Annotated in this window: 20 protein-coding genes; 11 read left to right on the forward strand and 9 right to left on the reverse strand. The window is 54.9% G+C overall.

Annotation, left to right across the window (positions count from 1 at the left end; all coding sequences use genetic code 11):
* Positions 1–2889 (reverse strand): isoleucine--tRNA ligase, encoded by a 2889-nt coding sequence (gene ileS / locus AC9UEO_RS02845; protein WP_509529572.1) that lies wholly within the window; start codon positions 2887–2889, stop codon positions 1–3.
* Positions 2886–3875: a bifunctional riboflavin kinase/FAD synthetase gene (locus tag AC9UEO_RS02850; protein WP_509529574.1), complete on the reverse strand. Its 990-nt coding sequence runs from the start codon at positions 3873–3875 to the stop codon at positions 2886–2888. The genes ileS and AC9UEO_RS02850 overlap by 4 nt, the downstream gene beginning before the upstream one ends.
* Positions 3876–3971: 96 nt before the next feature.
* On the opposite strand from AC9UEO_RS02850, the gene AC9UEO_RS02855 reads away from it, so the two are divergent.
* On the forward strand, positions 3972–4529 hold the full coding sequence (locus AC9UEO_RS02855; protein WP_509529733.1) for an HNH endonuclease: 558 nt from the start codon (positions 3972–3974) through the stop codon (positions 4527–4529).
* Here the strand turns inward: AC9UEO_RS02855 and purN are convergent.
* Positions 4512–5108, reverse strand: coding sequence for a phosphoribosylglycinamide formyltransferase (gene purN / locus AC9UEO_RS02860; protein WP_509529577.1), 597 nt, complete (start codon positions 5106–5108; stop codon positions 4512–4514). The genes AC9UEO_RS02855 and purN overlap by 18 nt on opposite strands.
* A gap of 88 nt (positions 5109–5196) precedes the next feature.
* Between purN and AC9UEO_RS02865 the strand changes: the two genes are divergently transcribed.
* Complete coding sequence (locus tag AC9UEO_RS02865; RefSeq protein ID WP_509529579.1) at positions 5197–6375, forward strand: acyl-CoA dehydrogenase family protein; 1179 nt, start codon at positions 5197–5199, stop codon at positions 6373–6375.
* Between the two features lie 3 nt (positions 6376–6378).
* The gene (locus AC9UEO_RS02870) at positions 6379–7494 is read left to right on the forward strand and encodes an acyl-CoA dehydrogenase family protein (protein ID WP_509529581.1); all 1116 of its coding nucleotides are present in this window, start codon (positions 6379–6381) and stop codon (positions 7492–7494) included.
* On the opposite strand, the gene AC9UEO_RS02875 is transcribed toward AC9UEO_RS02870, so the two are convergent.
* Positions 7491–7730, reverse strand: coding sequence for a DUF1653 domain-containing protein (locus AC9UEO_RS02875; RefSeq protein ID WP_509529583.1), 240 nt, complete (start codon positions 7728–7730; stop codon positions 7491–7493). The genes AC9UEO_RS02870 and AC9UEO_RS02875 overlap by 4 nt on opposite strands.
* Positions 7731–7775: 45 nt before the next feature.
* On the opposite strand from AC9UEO_RS02875, the gene AC9UEO_RS02880 reads away from it, so the two are divergent.
* Genes AC9UEO_RS02880 through AC9UEO_RS02895 form a run of 4 tightly spaced genes read left to right on the forward strand, consistent with a single transcriptional unit; the run spans position 7776 to position 12413 of the window.
* Entirely contained in the window at positions 7776–9095 is a 1320-nt protein-coding gene (locus AC9UEO_RS02880; protein WP_509529585.1) for an RsmB/NOP family class I SAM-dependent RNA methyltransferase, read from the forward strand.
* A gap of 31 nt (positions 9096–9126) precedes the next feature.
* Complete coding sequence (locus AC9UEO_RS02885) at positions 9127–10341, forward strand: DesA family fatty acid desaturase (protein ID WP_509529589.1); 1215 nt, start codon at positions 9127–9129, stop codon at positions 10339–10341.
* Positions 10338–11960, forward strand: a complete 1623-nt coding sequence (locus AC9UEO_RS02890; protein WP_509529592.1) for a GMC family oxidoreductase — start codon at positions 10338–10340, stop codon at positions 11958–11960. Before AC9UEO_RS02885 ends, AC9UEO_RS02890 begins: the two co-directional genes overlap by 4 nt.
* A 51-nt stretch (positions 11961–12011) precedes the next feature.
* A complete protein-coding gene (locus AC9UEO_RS02895; protein ID WP_509529594.1) occupies positions 12012–12413 on the forward strand; it encodes a hypothetical protein in 402 nt (133 codons plus the stop codon).
* A 60-nt stretch (positions 12414–12473) separates the two neighbouring features.
* Here AC9UEO_RS02895 and rpmG read toward each other — a convergent pair whose 3' ends face one another.
* From rpmG to trxB, 3 genes are all read right to left on the reverse strand, one after another.
* On the reverse strand, positions 12474–12644 hold the full coding sequence (gene rpmG / locus AC9UEO_RS02900) for a 50S ribosomal protein L33 (RefSeq protein WP_019425810.1): 171 nt from the start codon (positions 12642–12644) through the stop codon (positions 12474–12476).
* Positions 12645–12674: 30 nt separating this feature from the next.
* Positions 12675–12908, reverse strand: coding sequence for a 50S ribosomal protein L28 (rpmB, locus tag AC9UEO_RS02905; RefSeq protein WP_509529598.1), 234 nt, complete (start codon positions 12906–12908; stop codon positions 12675–12677).
* A 141-nt stretch (positions 12909–13049) separates the two neighbouring features.
* On the reverse strand, positions 13050–13997 hold the full coding sequence (trxB, locus tag AC9UEO_RS02910; RefSeq protein ID WP_509529601.1) for a thioredoxin-disulfide reductase: 948 nt from the start codon (positions 13995–13997) through the stop codon (positions 13050–13052).
* Between the two features lie 115 nt (positions 13998–14112).
* On the opposite strand from trxB, the gene AC9UEO_RS02915 reads away from it, so the two are divergent.
* Genes AC9UEO_RS02915 through AC9UEO_RS02925 form a run of 3 tightly spaced genes read left to right on the forward strand, consistent with a single transcriptional unit; the run spans position 14113 to position 18379 of the window.
* The gene (locus tag AC9UEO_RS02915) at positions 14113–16443 is read left to right on the forward strand and encodes a DNA translocase FtsK (protein WP_509529604.1); all 2331 of its coding nucleotides are present in this window, start codon (positions 14113–14115) and stop codon (positions 16441–16443) included.
* Positions 16440–17096 (forward strand): outer membrane lipoprotein periplasmic chaperone LolA, encoded by a 657-nt coding sequence (gene lolA, locus AC9UEO_RS02920; RefSeq protein WP_509529607.1) that lies wholly within the window; start codon positions 16440–16442, stop codon positions 17094–17096. Before AC9UEO_RS02915 ends, lolA begins: the two co-directional genes overlap by 4 nt.
* Complete coding sequence (locus AC9UEO_RS02925) at positions 17093–18379, forward strand: replication-associated recombination protein A (protein ID WP_509529610.1); 1287 nt, start codon at positions 17093–17095, stop codon at positions 18377–18379. Before lolA ends, AC9UEO_RS02925 begins: the two co-directional genes overlap by 4 nt.
* On the opposite strand, the gene AC9UEO_RS02930 is transcribed toward AC9UEO_RS02925, so the two are convergent.
* Positions 18376–19413, reverse strand: coding sequence for a CDP-6-deoxy-delta-3,4-glucoseen reductase (locus AC9UEO_RS02930; RefSeq protein WP_509529613.1), 1038 nt, complete (start codon positions 19411–19413; stop codon positions 18376–18378). The genes AC9UEO_RS02925 and AC9UEO_RS02930 overlap by 4 nt on opposite strands.
* A gap of 44 nt (positions 19414–19457) precedes the next feature.
* On the opposite strand from AC9UEO_RS02930, the gene AC9UEO_RS02935 reads away from it, so the two are divergent.
* The gene (locus AC9UEO_RS02935; protein WP_509529616.1) at positions 19458–20381 is read left to right on the forward strand and encodes a Rossmann-fold NAD(P)-binding domain-containing protein; all 924 of its coding nucleotides are present in this window, start codon (positions 19458–19460) and stop codon (positions 20379–20381) included.
* Here the strand turns inward: AC9UEO_RS02935 and AC9UEO_RS02940 are convergent.
* Positions 20378–21502, reverse strand: a complete 1125-nt coding sequence (locus AC9UEO_RS02940; RefSeq protein WP_509529619.1) for an NADH:flavin oxidoreductase/NADH oxidase — start codon at positions 21500–21502, stop codon at positions 20378–20380. The two genes, AC9UEO_RS02935 and AC9UEO_RS02940, sit on opposite strands and share 4 nt — an antisense overlap.
* Positions 21503–21507 lie beyond the last annotated feature (5 nt).

A 21507-nucleotide genomic window follows, 5' to 3' on the forward strand; every position in this document is an offset into this window, starting at 1 on the left:
TTAAGCGACTAAGCGAGATTCACCCGAACCAAACAAATTGCTGGTGCATCGGCCACACAAAGTGGCATGCGCTGAGTCGCTACCGATATCGTCGCGGTAATGCCAGCAGCGCTCGCATTTTGCGTGGACTGATGGCGTGACCTGAATAGCCACAGCGTCGCCAGCGTGTAAACGCAGCGCCGAGGTGATGAACACAAAACGCACATCCTCACCCAAGCTTGTTAGCAATGCTAAATCAGCAGCAGGCAAGGTCAGATCCACCTCGGCTTGCAAAGAAGAGCCTACCAAGCCTTGGCTGCGCACCAACTCGATCTCTTTATTCACCTCTTCACGCAGTTTGAGGACGCGTGACCATTTGCCAAGCAGTTCTTTATCTGCTTCGGGAAGGTGGACATAGCTGTCACTGAAGATGGTTTGACCCATACCAAGTACGTACCACGCCTCTTCGGCGGTGAAGCTGAGAAATGGCGCCATCCAACGCAACATGGCTTGGGTGATGTGCCACAGCGCGGTTTGGGCGCTGCGCCTGGCGTGTGACGCGGTTTGGGTGGTGTAGAGACGGTCTTTGAGCACATCCAAATAGAAAGCGCCCAAATCTTCAGAGCAAAAAATCTGCAACTTGGCCACCACGGGGTGAAACTCGTACACCCCAAAGTGACCGCCCTCGAACACTTTTTTTGCCGCGTTGTAGTGGCCCACGATATCGGCTTGCAGTTGAGCGGTGCGGCTCAAAGCGTAGCGGTCGACCTCGAGCATATCGGCCAAGGCCACCGCATCTTTGGCGAAGTCAAAGTCGCTGGTGTTGGCGAGCAAAAACTTCAAGGTGTTGCGCACACGGCGGTAGGTGTCGACCACCCGCGCCAAAATTTTGTCGTCGATGTTCAAGTCGCCCGAGTAATCGGTGGAGGCCACCCACAGGCGCACGATTTCTGCGCCCAGTTTGTCGGTGACTTCTTGCGGCACCACCGTGTTGCCAAGCGATTTGCTCATTTTGCGACCTTGTCCATCGGTGGCAAAGCCGTGGGTCAACAAGCCTTTGTAGGGTGCGCGGTCGTACAAGGCGCAGCCCAAAAGCAAAGAACTGTGGAACCAACCACGGTGCTGGTCGTGGCCTTCCAAATACAGATCAGCTTCGGGGCCACTCTCATGGAAGGGCGGCCGGTCGTAAGCGTCTTTGTGGCTGCCGCGCAGCACATGCTCAAAGGTGCTTCCTGAGTCAAACCACACCTCCAAAATATCGGTGCTCTTGGTGTAGTCCTCGGGGTGGTCGCCAGATTGGGTGAGGATGTCTTGCACCGTGGCGCGGCTCCATGCTTCGATGCCGCCATGCTCCACCATGTCAGCGGCTTGGTCCAAGATGGCCATGGTGCGTGGGTGCAATTCGCCGCTGTCTTTGTGCAAAAAGAAAGGCACGGGCACGCCCCACGAGCGTTGGCGCGAAATGCACCAGTCGGGGCGGTTGGCGATCATGTCGCGCAAACGGGTTTTGCCGTTTTCGGGGTAGAACTGGGTTTGCTCAATGGCGTCCAGCGCCAATTGACGCAGCGTCTTGGGCGCTTTGTCGACGGTGAACACACCCGCACCTTCGTCCATGCGAATAAACCACTGCGCTGCGGCGCGGTAGATGACAGGTGTTTTATGTCGCCAGCAATGCGGGTAGCTGTGGGTGATGCCGTGCGTGGCCATCAAGCGGTCGGCGTTTTTCAGCGCCTCCAAAATGACTGGCACGGCTTTCCAAATGTGTTGGCCACCGAACAACGCGAAGTCGGGCGCATACGCACCATTGCCTTGAACGGGGTTCAAGATGTCGGTGTACTTCATGCCGTGCGCCACGCAGGAGTTGAAGTCGTCCACGCCGTAGGCGGGTGCGCTGTGCACGATACCGGTGCCATCATCAGCAGTGGCGTAGTCGGCCAAGTACACCGGTGCAACACGTTGGTAGCTTGCGTCCACATGTGAGAGTGGGTGGTGAAACTCGATCAAGTCCAGCGCTTGGCCCTTGCAAGTGGCCACCACGTTGCCGCTGAGCTGCCAGCGCTCCAAACACTTGTCCACCAAGCTTTCAGCGCAGAGGTACAAGCCTTTGGCGGTGTCGACCAAGGCGTAAGTCAATTCGGGGTTGAGGTTCAAGGCTTGGTTGGCAGGAATGGTCCAAGCGGTGGTGGTCCAAATGACGGCAAAGGCTTGTTTGTCCAGCTTGGGCAAACCAAAGGCCGTGGCCAGTTTGTGGGGTTCGGCGCACAAAAATGCCACATCCAAGGTGTCGCTCTTTTTGTCTGCGTATTCAATTTCAAATTCGGCCAAGGACGAGCCGCAATCGAAACACCAATACACCGGCTTTAAACCTCGGTAAACAAAACCGCGCTCAATCACCCGCTTGAAGGCGCGGATTTCGCCGGCCTCGTTGGCCGGGTCCATGGTGCGGTAGGGGCGCTCCCAGTCGCCTAAGACGCCAAGGCGCTGAAAGTCTTCGCGTTGTTGGTCAATTTGCTCGGTGGCAAAGGCGCGGCTTTTGGCCTGCATATCGTCTCTAGAGAGTTTGCGGCCATGCAGTTTCTCGATGGCGTTTTCAATCGGCAAACCGTGGCAGTCCCAGCCGGGGATGTACTGCGCATCAAAGCCCGCCAATTGGCGGCTTTTCACAATCATGTCTTTCAATACTTTGTTCAGCGCATGGCCAATGTGCAATTTGCCGTTGGCATAGGGTGGCCCATCGTGCAGTACAAACAGCGGTTGGCCGTGGCGGGCCACGCGCAGTTGTTTGTAAAGCCCTTGCTCAGACCAAGCCTTGGCCCACGCCGGTTCGCGCTTGGGCAAGTCGCCGCGCATGGGAAAGGGCGTGTCGGGCAGGTTGAGGGTGTTGCGGTAGTCGGTTGAGGTATCGGTCATGAGTTAAACCACTGACGTGCGTCAATGCAGTCTTGGGCGATGCCTTGTTCCAGAGATTCAAGGCTGTCATATTTCAGTTCATCGTGCAGTTTGTGGAGCAAATCCACTTGTATGAGTTTACCGTAGCCCCCATCCATGCCGAGTGAGGCAGGCCAATCTAAGCAATGGGTTTCCAGCAGTACCTGACCCCCATTGACATCGTTGGGGTCTAGAGAGGGGCGAATGCCTAAATTGGCCACACCTTGTAGGGGTTTGTCAGCTAAGCCATGAACAAGCACCACAAAGATGCCACTTGCCGCGGGTTTAGCGTGCGGGAAGCGCAGGTTCAAAGTAGGACATTTCAATTCGCGCCCCAGTTTGCGACCATGCACCACATGGCCCGAGATGGCATAGGGACGCCCCAACAGTTGCGCTGCATCAGACATGCGCCCTTGCGCAAGGGCTTCACGCACCGCTGAACTCGACACTCGAACACTGGCATGGGCTTGGGCGGGGTCCGCCACTTCATAGCTGTTCATTCTTGCCACCTCAAAGCCCAGTTCTTGCCCACTGAGCGATAAAGAGGCGTAATCACCGGCACGCTTGGCGCCATAGCAAAAGTCGTCCCCCACCAAGATGTAGCGAGTGCCTAAACCTTTCACCAAGACCTGCTGCACAAAATCATCAGGCGACAGGCCAGATAACCAAGCATTAAAAGGCATGACCAAGCATTGGTCGATGCCGCAAGCTTCAAGTTCGGCGAGTTTGTCGCGCAGGCTGGCGATGCGCTGGGGTGCCATCTCCGGTTTGCCCAAGCTTTGCGCAAAGAAGTCGCGCGGGTGCGGTTCGAAAGTCATCACGCACGAGGGCAAAGCACGATGCCGCGCTTCGTTGCGCAGCAAAGCCAACATGGCTTGGTGGCCGCGGTGAACGCCATCGAAGTTGCCAATGGTGACGGCGCAGGCTGGCGCCAGTTTGGGATGTTGAATGCCGCGAAAGATGTGCATGGCTCAGGGTAGCTTGACAAAGATGTTTCATGAAAACAAGGTATATTGTCTAGGAATCGACGTCAGTGCTCGCTTTGATCTCTGTGGAGGTGAATGTTGAAGGTGTTGAAGCTGTCAGCCCAAGGGTTGCCGCAGTCTTGGATTTCGCTGGAACAAGCGGTCATCCATTACGCGGCGGAAGAAGTGCGCTGGGAAGCCGGTGCGCAAATCGCGGTGTTTCGCGGTGGTCATAACGCCATCACCGGCGAGCAATCCATCATCACCGTCAACAGCATCATTGGCACCAAGGGTGTGCCGGGCATCAACCCGTTTGAACTCAAACCCGGCTTGACCAACAGCAAACTCTTTGCCCGCGATCGCAATATCTGCGCTTACTGTGGGGACGACTTCCACGAAACCGAACTCACCCGAGAGCACATCATTCCGTTTGGCCAGCATGGTTTGGATACTTGGATGAATGTGGTTACCGCTTGCCGCGCTTGCAACCACCGCAAAGCCAACCGCACCCCTGAGCAAGCCCGTATGCCCTTGCTCTACACCCCATATGTACCCACGCTGTGGGAAGACTTCATCTTGCGCAACCGCCGCATATTGGCCGACCAGATGGAGTTTTTAACCGCGCATTTGCCGCGTAATTCAAGGCTGGCGGCTTAGTAACTGCGCCACCACCCTAGGGTAGATTAAATGCTCTTGCGTGAGCACCCGCGCCGCCAAGCTGTCAGCCGTGTCCTCTGGCAAAACTGGCACCACGGCTTGCTCAAGAATGGGGCCATCGTCTAAATCCACTGTCACTTGGTGCACCGTGGCGCCAGCAAAGCCACAACCTGCGTCAATGGCGCGTTGGTGGGTATGCAGCCCCGGAAAAGCTGGCAGCAAAGAGGGATGAATGTTCAGCAATCGCCCTTGGTAATGCACCACAAAGCCAGGCGTCAAGATACGCATAAAACCAGCCAGCACCACTAAAGTGGGTTGATGGGTATCGATGGCTTGCATCAAAGCCGAGTCAAAAGCATCGCGGGGGTTGGATTGGTGTTGGTACAGCGTGTGGTCCACCACTTGCGTGGTCAATCCCATGCTGGCGGCTTTGGCCAAGCCCGCTGCTTGGGGGCGGTTGCTGATGACGCAAGCGATACGCGCATCAAAACGCGCTTGCCATTGTTCAAGATGGGCGGCTTGGGCGATGGCCAGCATATTGGAGCCGCCGCCAGAAATTAGAACCACAATGTTTTGCATAGACGGGGATTATCTGCGGACGGTTCAATCAGCCATGAAAAATCGCGCAAAATGGCACGACCGTTCTAAATTGCCTTGGAGACCCTTGATGGATTTGGCTTTCACCCCTGAAGAACAGGCTTTTCGCGAAGAGATACGCACATGGGTACACGCACATTTGCCGAAGAATATTTCCGAAAAAGTGCATAACGCCTTGCGCTTAACCCGCGAGGACATGCAGTCTTGGGCCAAAATTTTGGGCGCCAAGGGTTGGTTGGGCTACGGCTGGCCCCAACAATTTGGCGGCCCAGGTTGGAGCGAAGTACAAAAGCATTTGTTCGAAGAGGAATGCGCCTTGGCCGGTGCGCCACGCGTGGTGCCATTTGGCCCCGTCATGGTGGCGCCCGTCATCATGGCGTTTGGTTCGCCCGAGCAACAGCAGCGCTTTTTGCCGGGCATTGCCAGCGGCGATGTGTGGTGGAGCCAAGGTTATAGCGAGCCTGGTTCGGGTTCGGACTTAGCCTCACTCAAAACCCGCGCCGAGCGTGTGGGCAACAAATTCATCGTCAACGGCCAAAAAACCTGGACCACCTTGGCCCAGTTTGGCGAATGGATTTTTTGCTTGGTGCGCACCAGCACCGAGGGCAAGCCGCAAACCGGCATTTCGTTTTTGCTGATCGACATGAAGTCCAAGGGTGTGAGTGTGCGTCCCATCAAATTGCTGGACGGCGAATGCGAAGTCAACGAGGTCTGGTTTGACAACGTGGAAGTGCCCGCCGAGAACCTGATTGGCGAGGAAAACAAGGGCTGGAATTACGCCAAATACCTGCTGGCGCATGAGCGCACCAATATCGCTGATGTCAACCGCGCCAAGCGAGAGTTGGAGCGCTTAAAGCGCATCGCCAAAGCCGAAGGTGTTTGGGATGACATGCGCTTTCGCGACGAAATAGCCAAGCTCGAAGTCGACGTCATTGCCTTGGAGATGATGGTGCTGCGCGTCTTGAGCGCAGAAAAGTCCGGCAAGCAGTCTCTGGACATTGCAGGCCTCTTGAAAATCCGCGGCTCCGAAATTCAGCAGCGCTACAGCGAGTTGATGATGATGGCCGCTGGTCCTTTCAGCTTGCCCTTCATCCAAGAAGCGATGGACGCCGGTTGGCAAGGCGACCATGTGGGTGCGGCCCACTGTGCGCCTTTGGCGTCCACCTATTTCAATATGCGCAAGACCACCATTTATGGCGGTTCGAATGAAGTGCAACGCAACATCGTTGCGCAAACCGTTTTGGGGTGAACCATGGACTTTGATTTTTCAGACGAACAATCGCAACTGCGCGACGCGGTTCGCAAATGGGTGGACAAGGCCTACAGCTTTGACGAACGACGCAGCGTGGTGGCCGCAGGTGGTTTTTCCGCCAGCGCCTACCAAGCCATGGCTGAGTTGGGTTTGTGCGGCCTGTATGTGCAAGACGCTTATGGCGGCATGGCCATGGGCCCCACCGAGGGCATGGTGGCCATGGAGGAGTTGGGGCGGGGCATGGTGTTGGAACCCTTGGCACACACCTGGATCAGCACCGCGGTGCTGCAAGCTTATGCGCCCGAAGACCTCAAAACCGAGTGGCTGCCTCGCTTGGCCGGTGGCCAAGCCTTGCTGGTGTTGGCGCACCATGAAAAAGGTGCTCGCTACGACTTGCATAAATGCCAAGCCACGGCAAAGCAAGTGGGCGGCGCTTGGCACATCAACGGACACAAAAGCTTGGTGCCGGTCGGTGATCACGCCCATGGGTTTTTGGTGCCTGCCACGGTGAATGGAAGGCTTGCCCTGTTCTTGGTGCCGCGCAGTGCGGCCACCGACACGGCACCAGCCTACCTTGCGCAAGACGGCAGTCGCATGAGTGAATTGCATTTGAAAGACGCCCCCGCACAACTCATCAGCCAAGACGGCTTGGCGGCTTTGCAATTGGCGGTGGATGTGGGTGCCACTTCCTTGTGCGCCGAAGCTGTGGGTTTGATGGAGAAAACATTGTCCATCACCGTGGAGTACATGAACACCCGCAAACAGTTTGGCGTGGCGATTGCCAGCTTCCAGGCGCTGCGCCACCGCGTGGCCGACATGAAAATGCAACTCGAGTTGGGCCGCTCCATGAGCTATTACGCCACGCTCAAACTCAATGCACCAGCCGCTGAGCGTTCACTGGCGGTGTCACGTGCCAAATTTCAAATCGGGCGCTCCACCCGACATGTGGGCCAAGAAGCGGTGCAGTTGCATGGTGGCATTGGTGTGACCGATGAGTACATCGTCAGCCACTGCTTCAAACGCTTGACGCAAATCGAACTCAGTTTGGGCGACAGCTTGCACCACTTAGGTCAAGTGTCGGCGCAGATGCAAGAGACTGCGGGCGTGTTTGCTTAAGGTGTGCGCGGCGTGAAGCGCGGCTGCTTCACGCCTTCAATCACCACCTCTTCGGTGAACATCGCAAACGGCCGCACCCACAGACCCCGTTCACCGTATTCGGCGCGGTACAGCACCAAAGGCTCTAGGGTTTCGCTGTGGCGCACCACGCCCAGCACTTCATAGCGCAGGCCTTTGTAGTGCATATAAGGCCCGAGCGGCAGGACGGGTAAGGGTGTGAGGTCGGTGTCTGACATGGCAGCCAAGCATAAAGCTTATCTGGCAAAGCCGATAATCCGTGCATGCATCCAAAAGCCTTGTTAGACGCTTGCACCGAACTCACCCGTTTGCTGCTTCGCTTTGACCACCCTGCCGACAGCGTGGTTTCCAAATACTTTCGTGACCAACGCAAACAAATGGCCCTAGGCCCGCGTGAGCGTGGCGTCTTGGCCGAAACCGGCTACAACGTGTTGCGTCAAAAACTGCGGTTCGAACACTTGGCCAAATCTGGCACAGGCGTCAAAGAGCGGCGCTTAGCCATCTTGGGATGGGCAGCTTACTTGGATGCGCAAGCCAAACTGCAGCAACCCCAAGCTATTCATGGGGACCGCGGCTTCATGAAAGCCGCCATGAGCGAGATGGAGTTCAAGTGGTTGGCCGATTGCGATGCTGCCACTGATGACGCTTTTCTGGCGCCACATCAACATAATTTGCCGCCTTGGTTAGCCCAAGCTTTGCAGGCGCAGTTGGGCGACGAGTTTTGGCCCTTGGTCGAGAGCTTGCAACACACCGCGGGCTTGGATGTGCGGGTGAATACCCTGCTGGCCAAACGCGCCGATGTTCAGACTGAACTGGAAAAGCATGGCATTGCGGTTGTACCTACGCCGTTTTCTCCATGGGGCTTGCGCATGAACGCCAAACCCAACCTTAGCAAGTTAGCGCTTTTTGAAAAGGGCTTGATCGAAGTGCAAGACGAGGGTTCGCAATTGTTAGCGCTGTTGGTGGATGCCAAGCGCGGTGAGATGGTGGCTGATTTTTGTGCAGGTGCAGGCGGCAAAACCTTGGCGCTGGGTGCATCCATGCGCAACACTGGTCGCTTGTACGCATTTGACACGTCCGCACATCGCTTAGATGCTTTGAAACCTCGTTTAGCTCGTAGCGGGTTATCCAATATTCACCCTGTGGCGATTGCCCATGAACGCGATGAGCGTATCAAGCGCTTACGCGGCAAGATGGACCGTGTGCTGGTGGACGCGCCTTGCACCGGTTTGGGCACTTTGCGTCGCAATCCCGACTTGAAATGGCGCCAAACTCCCGAGGCTGTTGCCGAACTCAGCGTCAAGCAAGCGGCGATTTTGGCCAGTGCCGCACGTTTACTTAAACCTGGTGGTCGCTTGGTGTATGCCACCTGCAGCTTGTTGCTTGAGGAAAACGAGCAGATTGCCCAAGCTTTCAGTGCAGCCCATCCCAACTTCAAGCCTTTGCCCGTCAAGGACTTGTTGACTGAGCTTGATGTGGATCAAGCAGCAACTTTGTGCACCGCCGATGATTTGTATTTGCGTCTGTGGCCGCATCGCCATGCCACCGATGGGTTCTTTGCGGCTGCATGGACAGCTGCTTAAAATAGACAAAAATTTGCACTAAAGGATTCGTATGCTGTTACCTGCTTGGCCTTGGCTGGATGTTGTATTGAATTGGCTGGCTTATGGCACATGGCAACTGAGTGGCTGGCAATTGGTGCTCATCACGCTGGCCATGACCCACGTCACCATTGCAGCCGTCACCATTTATTTGCACCGTCATCAAGCGCATCGCTCTTTAGATTTGCATTGGCTGCCAGCGCATTTTTTCCGTTGTTGGTTGTGGTTGACCACCGGCATGACCACCAAGGCATGGGCGTCGATTCACCGCAAACACCATGCCAAGTGTGAAACCGAGGAAGATCCGCACAGCCCCCAGGTGTTTGGCATTAAAAAGGTGTTTTGGCAAGGTGCAGAGCTGTATGGTGTTGAAGCGGCAAATGAAGAAACCTTGCGTAAATACGGCCATGGCACGCCTGACGATTGGCTAGAGCGAAACATTTATTCGCGCTTCACTTGGCAAGGTGTGGGGCTGATGCTCATCATCGATTTGGCTTTGTTTGGTGCCATTGGCGCGACCATCTGGGCGGTGCAAATGATGTGGATTCCCGTCACGGCGGCCGGTGTCATCAATGGCATAGGCCACTACTGGGGCTACCGCAATTTTGAAGCACCCGACGCCAGCACCAATATCTCGCCTTGGGGCATCCTCATTGGTGGTGAAGAGTTGCACAACAACCACCACACCTACCCCACCTCGGCCAAATTGTCTGTCAAGCCTTACGAATTCGATATTGGCTGGTTGTACATCCGCATCTTGGAAACACTGGGGTTGGCCTCAGTGAAAAAGACACCACCCAAATTGCTCTATGCCGATGCCAAGCCAGTCGCCGATGAAAAAACCTTGGAGGCCTTGATTGCTAACCGCTACGAGGTGATGGCCGGTTTTGCCGCTCAACTCAAGCTAGCCTTAAAGCAAGAGGTTGCCAATCTACCCAAGTTGCCTACCGAAGCAGTCTTGAGCGCGGCGCGCCGTTGGATGCACCGCGATGAGGTTCAAGTGCCCGAGCAATTCCGCTCACTCTTGGCCCAAGCCCGTGCTGCTTTGCCCGATGTGGACACCATGGTGCGTATGCGCGAAGAGTTGCGTCAGCTTTGGCTCAATACCCATGCGACACAGGCGCAATTGGCTCTGGACTTGCAAACTTGGTGCAGGCGTGCCGAGGAAAGCGGAGTTGCCGCTTTGCGCGACTTTTCTTTGCAATTGCGCACAGCGCGCATGGGATGACCACTCCCCAGTTCGACTATGTCATTGTGGGCGGCGGCTCCGCTGGCGCTACTTTGGCCAATCGTTTAAGTGCCGATCCTAGCGTTACTGTGTGTTTGTTAGAGGCTGGCGGCGATGGCCGTGATGTGTTGATCCGTGCGCCCATGGCGGCTGCCCTCATGTTGCCTGGCAAACCACTCAAAATCAATAACTGGGCTTTTGAAACCACACCCCAAGTGGGCTTGGGAGGTCGGCGTGGCTACCAGCCTCGCGGTAAAGCCTTGGGAGGCTCTAGCGCTATCAACGCCATGTTGTATGTGCGTGGCCAGCGAGAGGACTACGACGGCTGGCGCGACTTGGGCTGTGAGGGCTGGGGCTTTAAAGATGTACTGCCCTACTTCAAGCGCTCGGAAAACAACCAACGTGGCAACAGTGAATGGCACGGCACAGGCGGGCCTTTGTCTGTGGCATTTCAGCAGTCGCCCCATCAGGTGTCTGCGGCTTGGATTCAAGCCGCTCAGCAGTGCGGAATTGATCTGAACGAAGATTTCAATGGCCCGAAACAAGAAGGCGCTGGTTTGCATCAGGTCACCCAGTTTTGGGACGACCAGCGCAATGGGGAGCGGTGTTCAGCAGCAGCTGGGTTTTTGCACCCCATCATGGCCCAACGCCCCAATCTCACGGTCTTGACGGGTGCGCATGCCACTGAACTTCTATGGCGTGAGCACCGCATAAGTGGTGTGGCGTACCGGCGCGGCTCTCATGCACTGCAGGTACACGCCAAAGCCGAGGTAGTCTTGTGTGCTGGCGCATTTCAGTCGCCCCAACTTTTGATGCTCAGTGGCATTGGTCCATGTGATCATTTGCAGTCTCTAGGCATCGAGGTGAAAAAAGATTTACAGGGTGTAGGTGCGAACTTGCAAGACCATTTGGACGTCACTTTGGGGTACCACTCTTTAAGAAGCGATGTACTGGGCATTGCCCCAGGTGCTGCTTGGCAACTCCTGAAAGGTATTGCTCAATGGCGCAAAGATGGAACCGGCATAGTGGCAACGCCTTATGCAGAAGCAGGCGCATTTGTTCGTTGTGCGCCAGATGCTAAGCGACCCGACATCCAATTTCATTTTGTTGTAGCACGTGTTGAAGACCATGCCCGTCGCCTGCATTGGGGCTATGGCTACTCCTGCCATGTATGTGTGCTCAGACCACACTCTAGAGGCAGTGTTCGCTTGAACAGTCGAGACCCTTTTGATGCACCGTTGATAGACCCGGCTTTCTTAAGCGACGACAGAGACATAGCCTTGATGGTTGAGGGTGCTAAAAAGTTACGCACCATCATGCAAGCACCGGCTCTTGAGGCCTACCGAGGTAAAGAAATTTACACCACAGACATACAAACCGACGCGCAATGGGAGGCGTATATCCGTCAGCGTGCTGACACGATTTATCACCCTGTAGGCACTTGCAAAATGGGCGCTGAGCATGACGCCACAGCGGTACTTGATTCTCAATTACGGGTCAAAGGGGTATCGGGTTTGCGTGTGATTGATGCCTCGGTCATGCCCACTTTGGTGAGCGGCAACACCAATGCGGCTACCGTCATGCTGGCAGAAAAAGCAGCAGATTTCCTTCTTCATTAAGTTATCAAATCACAAAGGCTATTTATGCACCCATTTTTTAGATGCCTGACAGTGGCAAGTTTTTTGTGTGTATTCAGTGCTTGGTCCCAAGAGCAAGCCAGAGTCATCTCAAGCACGCCCTTTGTATCGCCTTCGACCATCGTCAACAGCAATGGCGAGGTGGTCATGCACACCACTTTCAATGTGGTTTACGAGTATGCAGGCAAGCAATACACCGTGCAAATGCCCTACGATCCCGGCTCCTATGTGACATTGCAAATCACGCCTACCTATTCAGCTTCAACACCAACGCCGCCTTTGCCACCAGCGCCGCAAGTGATTTACTTGCAAGCCCCGCCTCAGGTGCTGACCAATCCCGTTTACGTTCTGCCGTATTCGCCGCCTTACTATTACGGCAACCCCCTGCCATTTACATTTAACTTTGGCTTAGGCTATTACCGCTGGCGGCACTAAGACACTTTTATAGGTCGTAAAAAAACCCGCCTAAGCGGGTTTTTTGTTTCAACGGCTGAATTACTTCAGCTTGATTTCTTTGTATTCCACATGCTTGCGAGCTTTGGGATCAAATTTCATGATCGACATTTTCTCGGGCATGGTTTTCTTGTTTTTGCTGGTGGTGTAGAAGTGACCGGTGCCAGCAGTTGATTCCAGCTTGATTTTTTCGCGTCCGCCTTTGGAAGCCATGATGAAGTCCTTTCGAAGTCGGTAAAAAAATTAAGCTTGACCGCGAGCGCGCATGTCTGCGAGCACGACGTCAATGCCTTTTTTGTCGATCAAGCGCAATGCAGCGCTGGAAACGCGCAAACGCACCCAACGGTTTTCGGTTTCCACCCAGAAACGGCGGTATTGCAAATTGGGCATGAAACGACGCTTGGTTTTGTTGTTGGCGTGGGAAACATTGTTTCCGACCATGGGGCCTTTGCCCGTGACTTCACATACGCGTGCCATTCAGACACTCCTTTTACTAACAGCCTGACAACAAGCAGTGGTCAGGCTTGACCTCGCCAAATGGGGGGCGGTATCCCCTGGATGAAAATCCTCAAAGCCAAAGATTGTAGCCTGAAACCCCTTGGCGATCTTAAATCGGTTTTATTGCTCTAAAAAGCGCTGCGCATCCAAGGCCGCCATGCAACCCGTTCCTGCGCTGGTGATGGCTTGGCGGTAAATGTGGTCTTGCACATCCCCAGCCGCAAAAATACCGGGTACGCTGGTTTGTGTAGCCATGCCTTGCAAGCCGCTTTGGGTGATGATGTAGCCATCTTTCATGCTCAACTGGCCTTCAAAAATACCAGTGTTGGGTTGGTGACCAATGGCAATAAAGCAGCCGTGGACCGCTAAATCGCGGGTGCTGCTGTCCAAGGTGCTTTTCAAGCGAACGCCGGTGACGCCGGAGGCATCTCCCAAAACTTCTTCCAGCACACTGTGCACTTCCAGCACAATCTTGCCTGCTTTGACCTTGTCCATGAGTTTGTCGATCATGATGGCCTCAGCCTTGAACTTGTCGCGGCGGTGAATCAGGTGAACTTTGGCGGCGATGTTGGAGAGGTAAAGCGCTTCTTCCACGGCGGTGTTGCCACCACCGACCACACAGCACACCTGATCGCGGTAGAAAAAACCGTCGCAGGTGGCGCAACCCGAAACGCCGCGCCCCATGAACGACTGCTCGGATGGCAGGCCCAAGTATTTGGCCGAGGCGCCTGTGGCGATGATGAGGGCGTCACAGGTGTAGGTGCCGCTGTCACCAAACAAAGTGAAAGGACGCTTAGAGAAGTCAACCTTGTTGATATGGTCAAACACCATGTGGGTATTAAAGCGCTCAGCGTGTTCCAAAAACCGCTGCATCAGATCGGGTCCTTGAACGCCATGGACATCGGCGGGCCAGTTATCCACCTCGGTGGTGGTCATCAATTGACCGCCCTGTGCCATGCCGGTGATGAGCGTGGGTTGAAGGTTGGCACGCGCGGCGTAAACGGCGGCGGTGTAGCCGGCAGGGCCAGAGCCCAAAATAAGAACTTTGCTGTGTTGGGGGGAGGTCATGGAATATAAGTCTTTGAGCCGAAAGCGTGAACAAGAAGTTTGTCACGGTAAGCGATAATTTTAGGGCTTGCTGTCATTGTCTGCTGGGACGCCCCTGTTAAGCTTCGCTTCTGTCATGACTTATACATTGCACACACTCAACAATACCCGTGAAAAACCGCCCGAGATGACGGGTTGGCAACGGTTTATCCAAGAAATTGCTTTAGCCGTCGGGTTCGTGGTTTTGCTTTTTTGGCTGTTGGCCATCGTCAGCCATTCTGCGCTTGACCCAGCTTGGACGACCTCGGGTTCTAACCCGCATATTCGCAACTGGGGCGGGCGAGTTGGCGCCGCTGTCAGCGACTTGTCATTTTTCTTGCTGGGTTATTCGGTGTTTTGGTGCTATTTGGCAGGCTTGGTTAATTGGTTGTCTGCCCTGGCCAAGCGTTTGCGCAGCGAAGTAGATGTAGATGCGGACCCCCACATTTGGCGATTGACGCGATGGGCCTTTTGGAGTGGCTTGGCTATGCTGCTGCTCTCGAGCACAGGGTTGGAGTTCACCCGCCTTTACCGCTTTGAAAGTCAATTGCCCGGCCACCATGCGGGTGGTGTTTTGGGTTACTTGGTAGGCAGTACCGCCAACAGCTGGCTCGGCTTCAATGGTTCTGGTCTGGTTTTCATTGTCTTCATGGTCATTGGTTTATCGTGGGTGTTTCGTTTTTCTTGGATTGAACTTGCTGAAAAAATGGGCTCAGCGATTGATGGTTTGATTCAACAGCAGCGCGAGAAACGTGAAATTGCCCAAGACTTGGCATTGGGCGAAGCAGCAGCCAGAGCGCGTGAAAAAGACATGGTGTGGGAGCGTGATGAGAACGCAGACATACCTGCTCACCCCGTGCGTATCGTTGTTGAGCCTGAACCAGCGCCCCCCAAAAGTGAGCGTGTCGCACGTGAGCGGCAAAAGCCCTTGTTCAATGATTTACCCGATTCCCGCTTGCCGCAGGTTGAGTTGCTTGATGCCTCGCAACTCAAGCTAGACCCAGTGGACGCAGAAACGATTGAGTTCACCAGCCGCTTGATTGAGAAAAAATTACGTGACTTTGGCGTGGAGGTCAAAGTGCTGGCAGCTGCGCCTGGTCCTGTGGTGACACGTTACGAGATTGAACCTGCCACCGGTGTCAAAGGCTCTCAAGTGGTGAACTTGGCCAAGGATTTGGCTCGATCCCTCAGCATGGTGTCCATACGCGTGGTGGAAACCATTCCAGGTAAAAACTTCATGGCGCTGGAGTTGCCCAACAGTAAACGCCAAACCATTCGCTTGAGCGAAATCTTGGGCTCATCGGTTTACAACGAAGCCAAGTCCATGCTCACCATGGGTTTGGGCAAAGACATTGGCGGCAACCCTGTGGTGGCTGATTTGGCCAAAATGCCGCACGTGTTGGTCGCTGGCACCACGGGCTCGGGCAAGTCGGTGGGTATCAATGCCATGATTTTGTCCTTGCTGTACAAAGCCGAAGCACGGGACGTTCGTATGCTGATGATCGACCCCAAGATGCTAGAAATGTCGGTCTATGAGGGCATACCGCATTTATTGGCGCCGGTTGTCACCGACATGAAACAAGCCGCCAATGGCTTGAATTGGTGTGTCGGTGAAATGGAGCGCCGCTACAAACTCATGAGCAAGCTCGGTGTGCGTAATTTGGCGGGCTACAACCATAAATTGGACGAGGCTAAGGAGCAGGGTCAAGCCTTGACCAATCCATTCAGCCTCACCCCGGATGAGCCTGAACCATTGGACCGCTTGCCCCACATCGTGGTGGTGATCGATGAGTTGGCCGACCTGATGATGGTGGTGGGCAAAAAGATTGAAGAGCTGATCGCTCGTTTGGCGCAAAAAGCCAGGGCTGCTGGTATTCACTTGATCTTGGCGACACAACGCCCAAGCGTGGATGTCATCACTGGCCTGATCAAAGCCAACATCCCCACACGCATCGCATTTCAGGTCAGCAGCAAAATCGACAGTCGCACCATCCTCGACCAAATGGGCGCAGAAGCTTTGTTGGGCATGGGTGATATGTTGTACCTGCCCAGCGGCACGGGTTTTCCCATACGCGTTCACGGCGCGTTTGTCAGCGATGAAGAAGTACATCGTGTGGTTAGCTATTTGAAAACCCAAGGTGAGCCCAATTACATCGAAGGCGTTCTCGAAGGTGGCACGGTGGATGGCGGCTCAGAAGGCCCCGATTTGTTTGGCGATATTGCAGGTGAAAAAGACCCCCTTTATGACCAAGCGGTAGAGGTGGTGTTGAAAAACCGCAAGGCCAGTATTTCCTTGGTGCAGCGCCATTTGAAAATTGGCTACAACCGCGCCGCCCGTTTGGTGGAGGACATGGAAAAAGCCGGCTTGGTCAGCGCCATGAGCACCAACGGTCAGCGTGAGATTTTGGTGCCTACACGCGCAGAATGAATATTTCATTTCGCCTCGCCCTCATCACTGCCTTCTGTTTTGTCGTTGGCATGGCCCACGCCGATGGCTTGGACAGCTTGGCGCAATTTTTAAAATCTACCCGCAGTTGGCGAGCCGATTTTGTGCAAGTGGTCACAGCCCCCGCCAAAGAAGGCAAACCCCTCAGGCCCAAAACCTCTTCAGGGGTTTTCGCTTTCATTCGACCCAGCGTTTTTCGTTTTGATTACAGCAAGCCCTATGTGCAAAACATCGTCGCTGATGGTCAGCAACTTTGGTTGTTCGATACCGATTTAAACCAAGTCACGGTGCGCAACCAAGCGCAGACTTTGGGCAGCACCCCAGCAGCTTTGATTGCATCTGCGCAAGACATTGCCTCACTCAGCAAAGAGTTTGCTTTGAAAGCAGCGCCCTCCGAGGAGGGCTTGGACTGGGTGGTAGCCACCCCCAAAATCAAAGACGCCGGTTTGCAAAGCGTTCGCATTGGTTTGCGTGTAGAGGCAGGACAGGCTGTATTGAGCCAATTGGACATCGTTGACGCCTTTGGCAACCGTTCGCAAATTCGGTTCAACCATGTCGAAGTTAATCCTGCCAACCTCACAATGCCATATTTCAATTTTGTACCACCCAAGGGGGTGGACGTGGTGCGGCCTTGAGTCATACCCCTCTGGCCGAACGCCTGCGCCCTCGAAATTTGGGCGAGGTGATTGGTCAGCAGCAGGTGTTAGGCGAGGGCATGGCCCTCAGGGTGGCGTTTGAATCGGGCCAACCCCACAGCTGCATTTTGTGGGGCCCACCGGGGGTTGGCAAAACCACCATTGCACGGTTAATGGCCGACGCTTTTGATGCGCAGTTTTTGGCTATCAGCGCGGTGCTCGGTGGCGTGAAAGAAATCCGTGAAGCAGTGGACAAGGCGCTGGCTGAGCGAGATTCCTTGGCCTCCAAGCGCACCATTGTTTTTGTCGATGAGGTGCACCGTTTCAACAAAAGCCAGCAAGACGCGTTTTTGCCGCATGTCGAGTCGGGGCTGTTCACCTTCATTGGCGCAACCACCGAAAACCCTTCGTTTGAAGTGAACTCGGCGCTGTTGTCGAGGGCCGCAGTCTATGTTTTGCAGCCTTTGTCGGAAGTCGATTTGACCCACATCATTGACAAAGCCCGCGCCATCCATGCCGTGCCTGCCTTGGACGACGATGCCCAAGCAAGATTGATCGCTTATGCCGATGGCGACGCGCGCCGATTGCTCAACACCTTGGAGACCTTGGCGGTGGCGGCGCAGCACGAAAAGCTAAGTCTGGTGAGTGACGCATGGTTGATGAAGGTGTTGGGCGAGCGCATGCGCCGCTACGATAAAGGTGGCGAGCAGTTCTACGACACCATCAGCGCCTTGCACAAATCGGTGCGCGGCTCTGACCCCGATGCCGCGCTGTACTGGTTGGTGCGCATGCTCGACGGTGGGGCCGAGCCCAAGTACATGGCGCGGCGCATGATTCGCATGGCCGCCGAAGACATTGGGCTGGCGGATCCCCGCGCCTTGCGCTTGGCGCTGGATGCCGCCGAAGTATATGAGCGCTTGGGTTCTCCCGAGGGTGAATTGGCCTTGGCCGAATGTGTGGTGTATTTGGCCATTGCACCCAAGTCCAACGCGGTTTACAAGGCCTACAACAGCGTGCGAAAACTCATCAAAGCCGATGGCACCCGCCCTGTGCCCCTGCACCTGCGCAACGCGCCCACGGCCTTGATGAAAGACCTGGACTACGGCAAAGCCTACCGCTACGCGCATGATGAACCCGACGCATTTGCCGCCGGTGAAAGCTATTGGCCCGAGGGCATGACGCCGCCCACCCTTTACCAACCGGTGGAGCGGGGTTTGGAAATCAAAATTGCTGAAAAAATGCGAGCTTTGCGAGAAAAAAATGCACAGGCACGCAAACCTTAAACAGCGGCTTTATCTGCTTCGCTGGTGAACGAGTCGGCATAAAACTCGTCTGGCGACAAACCGCTGGCCACATAGTCATGACGTGCCGAATCCACCACGATGGGCGCTCCACAGGCGTACACCTGATAGCCAGCCAGGCTTGGCGTGTCTTGCAACACCGCAGCATGAACAAAGCCTGTTCTGCCCGTCCAAGCATCTTCTGGCAAAGCGTCAGACACCACGGGGATGTATTGCACATGGGGCATCAAAGGCAGCTGCGCCAAGACCCAATCGTTTAAATACAAATCTGCGGGTCTGCGACCACCCCGGTACAAGCGTGTGGGCCGCGTGATGCCTTTGTGTTGCATATGCTCCATCAAGGCTTTGATGGGTGCAAACCCCGTGCCAGAGGCCAACAACACCATGGGCGCATCACTGTCCTCGCGCAAGTAAAAGCTTCCTTGGGGTCCTTCAACGCGCTGGATATCTTTTTCTTTCATCGCACCAAACACATGGTCGGTGAATTTACCCCCTGGCATATGCCGGATATGCAATTCAACTTTGGGCGCATCTGCTGCCAGGGTATGCGGTGCATTTGCCATAGAGTACGCGCGGCGAGAACCGTCACGCAATAAAAACTCCACATACTGTCCAGCGTGGTATTGCATCAACTCGGTAGCGGGAAGTTGCAAGAAAACGCGCATCACATCGCTAGAGACTTTTTCCATGGAGGCAATGCGCACAGGCATTTTTTTCATGGGAAAGGCATCTGCTGAAGTGACTTGCTTGGACTCCAGCACCACATCGGACAAAGCCTTGGCGCAACAGGTCAACACCAAGCCTTGGGCGAGTTCCTCGTCACTCAGTGCCTTGGTTTGGTAAGTGCCCAGTTGCACCTCACCGCTGATTTTTTTGCATTTGCAAGAACCACATGCGCCATCCTTGCAGCCATACGGCATGTTCAAGCCTTGGCGAATGCCAGCGGAGAGCAAAGTTTCATCACCCTCCACCGAGAAACTGCGCCCACTGGGTTGCACCACAATCTGAAAAGCCATGCTTGTTATCCTTGGAAACTTGTTAGCTATCGAAAGCGCTGATTTTGCCTTCAATTCAAAGCCCACTTGGTGCCTTGCCCGCAAGGTTTCGTCGCCCCCGTGTCTTGATCGTCGGTTGCGGCGATGTGGGTTTGCGAGTCGCGGGTTTGCTCAAAGCCTCTTCGCGCTTGATGGCCTTGACCAGTTCAAGCCAGCGCTTAGAGACTTTGCTGCAAAGTGGCATCACCCCCATGCTGGGCAATTTGGACAAACCACAAACCCTCAGGCGTTTGGCTGGGGTGGCCACGCATGTGGTTCACATGGCGCCACCGCCCCTTGAAGGTTATACAGACCCGCGTACCCGTGCCTTGGTGTTGGCGCTGCGTTTGCGCAGTTTGCCCTCGGCCATGGTTTATGGTTCGACCACTGGTGTCTATGGTGATTGCCAAGGCGAATGGATCGATGAAACACGTCGACTTCAACCTCAAAGCGCCAGAGCGCAACGGCGTGTAGACGCCCAAAACTGGATTAATTTTTTGGGCAAAAGCGGGTACCCCAGAACACAGGTGTTGCGTATTCCAGGTATCTATGCTTTAGACCGCGAAGGTGGAACACCTCGTGAACGTTTACTGCGCGGCACGCCAGTGTTGGATGCGCAGGAGGATGTTTATACCAACCATATCCATGCAGACGATTTAGCCCGTGCCACGGTGCTGGCGCTTTGGCGTGGCTGTCCTTTACGTCCCATGAATGTGTGCGACGACACCGATATGAAAATGGGCGACTATATGGACAAGGCTGCCGCCATATGGGGTTTGCCAAAACCGCCACGCATCAGTCGCGAGCAAGCAAAGTTACAACTCTCACCCATGGTGATGAGCTTTTTGAACGAGTCTAGGCGTATACGCTCAGAGCGTATGGCCCAAGAAATGGGATTGCGCTTGCTCTACCCCACAGTGATGGACGGCCTAAAGGGCAAGACCCCTTAGCGCATACCTATCTTGGCATCGCCAAAAATACCGTTGGCCTCTTTGGGCAAGCTGCGCCAGTATTGCTGTGTCGCTTGTACTTGACCGCCCAAGGCTGCGGCGGCCTCCCACCCCCAGCGGGGTTTGTATAAAAAGCTGCGACCCAAAGCCACCAAATCCGCTTCGCCTTTGACCAAAACATCCTCAGCTTGTTGAGGCTGCGTGATCAGTCCCACCGCGATGGTGGGCATTTGTGTTTTTTGCTTTACATGGTGGGCAAAAGGCACTTGGTAGCCTGGGCCAATGTTGATTTTTTGCTGGGGCGCAATGCCGCCTGAAGATATATGGATGAAGTCTGCGCCGGCTTGTTTGAGCATCAAGGCAAAGTCTGCAGTTTCCTCTAAGGTCCAGCCGCCTTCGATCCAGTCGGTGGCAGAAAGGCGAACACCAAAGACGCCGTCAAAAACCTTGCGAACTGCTTGAAAAACTTGCAAAGGGAATCGGGTTCGGCCAGCAAAATTGCCGCCATAGCCATCAGTGCGTTGGTTGGCGATGGGAGACAAAAATTCGTGAAGCAAATAGCCATGTGCGCTGTGCAACTCAATCATTTCCAAGCCCATGGCCTGGGCGTATTTGGCGGCTTGCACAAAGGCTTGCTCAATCGCTATCAAGCCTGCAGCATCAATTTCGTGGGGAGGTGCTTCACCCTCCATCAAATGGATGGGCGAAGGTGCCACAGTTTCCCAGCCTCCTTGATTGGAGGGAATCAACATGCCGCCATGCCAAGGCTGTGCGCTCGAGCCCTTGCGTCCAGCGTGAGCGATTTGCAAACAAACAGGCATCGGCGGAGCCAAGCGGCGTGCCCTGGCCAAATTCTCGGACAAAGCATGGGCAGTTGCGTCATCCCATAAGCCTAGACAATTGGGTGTGATACGGCCTTGGGCAGTGACGGCCGTTGCTTCAATCATGAACAAGCCCGCACCACTGTTGAGCAAGTTAGCCCAATGCATCAGATGCCAATCGTTGGCTTGACCATTCAGATCGCAGGCATATTGGCACATGGGTGCGACCACGATACGGTTGTGCAGTGTCAGTGGACCGCGGGGAGAACCGAGTTGGAAAGAGGAAAAAAGTTGGCTCATGGTTG

Source organism: Limnohabitans sp., assembly GCF_040401495.1.
Taxonomy (GTDB): domain Bacteria; phylum Pseudomonadota; class Gammaproteobacteria; order Burkholderiales; family Burkholderiaceae_C; genus Limnohabitans.

What these genes read in the sequence shown, in the direction of transcription:
- ileS (WP_509529572.1), bottom strand. Translation starts at nt 2,889, where the DNA reads ATGACCGATACCTCAACCGACTACCGCAACACCCTCAACCTGCCCGAC.
- AC9UEO_RS02850 (WP_509529574.1), bottom strand. Translation starts at nt 3,875, where the DNA reads ATGCACATCTTTCGCGGCATTCAACATCCCAAACTGGCGCCAGCCTGC.
- purN (WP_509529577.1), bottom strand. Translation starts at nt 5,108, where the DNA reads ATGCAAAACATTGTGGTTCTAATTTCTGGCGGCGGCTCCAATATGCTG.
- AC9UEO_RS02865 (WP_509529579.1), top strand. Translation starts at nt 5,197, where the DNA reads ATGGATTTGGCTTTCACCCCTGAAGAACAGGCTTTTCGCGAAGAGATA.
- AC9UEO_RS02870 (WP_509529581.1), top strand. Translation starts at nt 6,379, where the DNA reads ATGGACTTTGATTTTTCAGACGAACAATCGCAACTGCGCGACGCGGTT.
- AC9UEO_RS02875 (WP_509529583.1), bottom strand. Translation starts at nt 7,730, where the DNA reads ATGTCAGACACCGACCTCACACCCTTACCCGTCCTGCCGCTCGGGCCT.
- AC9UEO_RS02880 (WP_509529585.1), top strand. Translation starts at nt 7,776, where the DNA reads ATGCATCCAAAAGCCTTGTTAGACGCTTGCACCGAACTCACCCGTTTG.
- AC9UEO_RS02885 (WP_509529589.1), top strand. Translation starts at nt 9,127, where the DNA reads ATGCTGTTACCTGCTTGGCCTTGGCTGGATGTTGTATTGAATTGGCTG.
- AC9UEO_RS02890 (WP_509529592.1), top strand. Translation starts at nt 10,338, where the DNA reads ATGACCACTCCCCAGTTCGACTATGTCATTGTGGGCGGCGGCTCCGCT.
- rpmG (WP_019425810.1), bottom strand. Translation starts at nt 12,644, where the DNA reads ATGGCTTCCAAAGGCGGACGCGAAAAAATCAAGCTGGAATCAACTGCT.
- rpmB (WP_509529598.1), bottom strand. Translation starts at nt 12,908, where the DNA reads ATGGCACGCGTATGTGAAGTCACGGGCAAAGGCCCCATGGTCGGAAAC.
- trxB (WP_509529601.1), bottom strand. Translation starts at nt 13,997, where the DNA reads ATGACCTCCCCCCAACACAGCAAAGTTCTTATTTTGGGCTCTGGCCCT.
- AC9UEO_RS02915 (WP_509529604.1), top strand. Translation starts at nt 14,113, where the DNA reads ATGACTTATACATTGCACACACTCAACAATACCCGTGAAAAACCGCCC.
- lolA (WP_509529607.1), top strand. Translation starts at nt 16,440, where the DNA reads ATGAATATTTCATTTCGCCTCGCCCTCATCACTGCCTTCTGTTTTGTC.
- AC9UEO_RS02930 (WP_509529613.1), bottom strand. Translation starts at nt 19,413, where the DNA reads ATGGCTTTTCAGATTGTGGTGCAACCCAGTGGGCGCAGTTTCTCGGTG.
- AC9UEO_RS02940 (WP_509529619.1), bottom strand. Translation starts at nt 21,502, where the DNA reads ATGAGCCAACTTTTTTCCTCTTTCCAACTCGGTTCTCCCCGCGGTCCA.